This window comes from Pseudoalteromonas sp. UBA2102, assembly GCF_002331165.1.
GTDB lineage: Bacteria > Pseudomonadota > Gammaproteobacteria > Enterobacterales > Alteromonadaceae > Pseudoalteromonas > Pseudoalteromonas atlantica.
Window position 1 is genome coordinate 1 of the sequence record NZ_DCYU01000100.1, and the last position, 3,043, is coordinate 3,043.

Annotated in this window: 2 protein-coding genes; both read right to left on the reverse strand. The window is 41.7% G+C overall.

The annotated features are described in order from the left end of the window. Nucleotides 1–422: 422 nt before the first annotated feature. On the reverse strand, nt 423–2,024 hold the full coding sequence (locus B2R65_RS14010; protein ID WP_128581571.1) for an ABC-F family ATPase: 1,602 nt from the start codon (nt 2,022–2,024) through the stop codon (nt 423–425). Between the two features lie 186 nt (nt 2,025–2,210). Then, nucleotides 2,211–3,043, reverse strand: an 833-nt coding sequence (locus B2R65_RS14015; RefSeq protein WP_349676067.1) for a substrate-binding periplasmic protein, incomplete at its 5' end; no start/stop codon positions are given.

Genomic DNA, 3,043 nt, shown 5'->3' on the forward strand with positions numbered 1-3,043 from the left:
GTTAGAAGCGCAGCTTCTCATGGCCTTAGCAAAGGTGGTAACACTTAGGTAAAAGCGTTGCTTTTAAACGCCAGCAAGCTGTGCGTCTACAAGGTAGAGGTTAGCTCCGGCGTTAGTTTGACTTGTAGACGTTGAGCTTGCTCACGTTAGAAACGTAGCTTCTCATGGCTTTGGAAAAGGTGGTTACACTTAGGTAAAAGCGTTGCTTTTAAAACGCCAGCAAGCTGTGCGTCTACAGAGCAGGGTTTAGCTTATTATGGCTAAAACAATGCGTACCCACCTATTCATACACCCACAAAAAAAGGCGCTAAACAGCACCTTTTTAAAATGGTTTAGGCTCTATTTTTAGTTTTTGAAACCTAAAAGCTTAAACCTAAAAGCTTATACCTAAAACAGACGCGATATAAAATCGCTGCTACAACTTAAGCGATTTTTTTCTCTTCTATGCTAGCTAGGTATTCGTCAAACGTACCTTGAAAATCAATGACCTGCTTGTCTTTAATATCAATAATGCGTGTAGCTAAAGACGATACAAACTCGCGGTCGTGGCTTACAAAAATAAGCGTACCCGCAAAGTCTTTAAGTGCATTGTTTAGCGCTTCAATGGCTTCCATATCCATGTGGTTGGTTGGCTCGTCCATTACAAGTACGTTTACGTCTTGCATCATTAACTTACCAAACAACAAACGGTTTTTTTCACCACCTGAACAGTTACGTGCTTTTTTGTTTGAATCGTCGGCGGTAAACAACAAACGCCCTAACATGCCGCGAACCATTAAATCGTTGTGCTTGGCTGTACGCCATTGCGACATCCAATCAAATAACGTTAAATCGTTATCAAAATCTTTTGTGCTGTCTTGCGGGCAGTAGCCAAAGCTAGCGTTTTCTGACCACTTAATTTCGCCTTCATTACTTTTAAGCTCGTTTACTAAACAGCGTAAAAAGGTAGTTTTACCCACACCGTTTTCGCCAATAACCGCAAGCTTTGCGCCAGCTTCTAGTAAAAAGTCGCCGCCGCTAAACAATGTTTCGCCATCAAAACCGTGGCCAAGTTTATTAACTTCAAGCGCTTGGCGGTACATTTTTTTGCCTTCGTCAAAACTTAGCGATGGACTCATACGGCTTGACGCTTTAACTTCATCAAGCTTAATTTTATCCATTTTTTTAGCACGCGAACTGGCTTGTTTAGCTTTAGACGCGTTAGCACCAAAACGGTTAACAAAGTCTTGAAGCTCGTCAATCTCAGCGCTCTTTTTAGCGTTTTCGGCTAATAATTGCTCTCGCTGTAAGCCTGCCGCTTCTAAAAACTTTTCGTAGTTACCTGGGTAAATACGCAGCTCACCGTAATCAATGTCGGCCATGTGAGTACATACCGAATTTAAAAAGTGGCGGTCATGGGAAATAATAATCATGGTGCATTTACGTTTATTAAGCTCATTAGCTAACCACGTAATGGTATGAATATCCAAGTTATTGGTAGGCTCATCGAGTAGCAGTATGTCTGGGTTTGCAAACAGCGCCTGCGCTAAAAGCACACGTAATTTCCAACCTGGGGCAACGTTTGCCATTAACCCATAATGAAACTCTTTATCTATACCCGCTTCTAATAGTATTTCTTCAGCGCGGCTTTCGGCTGTGTAACCATCCATTTCGGCAAAAACGCTTTCAAGGTCGGCCACTTTCATGCCGTCTTCTTCGCTCATTTCGGGTAATGAGTAAATACGGTCGCGCTCTTGCTTTACTTTCCAAAGCTCTACGTCGCCCATAATTACGGCATCTACAACGCTGTATTGTTCAAACGCAAACTGGTCTTGGCTTAGGTTACCTACTTTAAGCCCTGGCGTAATCGACACATTACCCGCACTTGGCACAAGCGCACCGCTTAAAATTTTCATGAAGGTCGACTTACCACAGCCGTTAGCGCCAATTAAACCGTAACGGTTACCGTTACCAAATTTAGCTGAAATGTTTTCAAATAACGGCTCTGCGCCAAACTGCATCGTAATATTTGCGGTGGAGATCAAAAAGTTAGTCCTAGAATGAGTACTGACAGGGGCCAACTGCAGCAAAACGCCACAAACAAGACCAAGCAATAGGGTAAATTAGCTGGCGAATTATACAGATCCCCCCATGGTAATGAAAGGTAAAAGATACATACCTAAACTGGCAGCACGTTGGGCTATGAATCTATATAAGTGTAAAGCCGCGGGTTAATAGGGTTTGTAAATGCGCTCTATGGCCGCTTTATTATTTTTAATAAGGCGATTAATTACAGCTACTTCGTCAAGCGTGACCGACTGTTTACTCATCATAAAATGTACGCCATTAACATTAATAGCTGGCGCCGTTTTTACCGGCAAAATGGTGCTGTAGCGCTGAGCAAAATATTTTGCAACAACAGAGTCGTCAATCACGTAGTCAACTCGCTTTTTGTTAAGCATACCAAAGCGCGTATTTGCATCTGCTGTAAGTACTATTTGGTTGGGGTAGTGTTTTCTTATTTTTTCAAACTCAGCGCCAAAAAAGCTGCCTCTGTTAACGCCAACAATAAAGCCACGTTCAAAAAGCGCCGCCAAATTAATTACATCTTTGGCGTTTTCATGCTTATAAAGTAGCATAACTTCATCGCGATACACATCAGTAAAATAAGAGTACTCGGAGCGCTCTTTTGTATAACTTGCCGCAAAGGTAATATCAATATGGCCTGTTTTTAGCTCTTGCTGAACCCGCGATAAGCTCGGAAAATAAACCCACTCAATACAAAAAGGCGAATTTTTAAAAACAGCGTTAACCGTATCTACCTCTGCGCCAACAAAGGCGTTGCCTTGTTTAATTAAATAGGGCGCCCAGTTGGTTTCGTTGGTGCCCATTTTTAATGTTTTAGTGCATGCCAGTACATTAAATTGCGCCACCAAAAATATAAACGCTAACAGTAACATCTTCATAAAACGTCCTTTTATACCAATCCGCATAATTAAGTGATCTATTTTGAGGATGGATAAACGTGTTGATAGCAAGGCAAAAAATTCGCTATTTAGTTGTT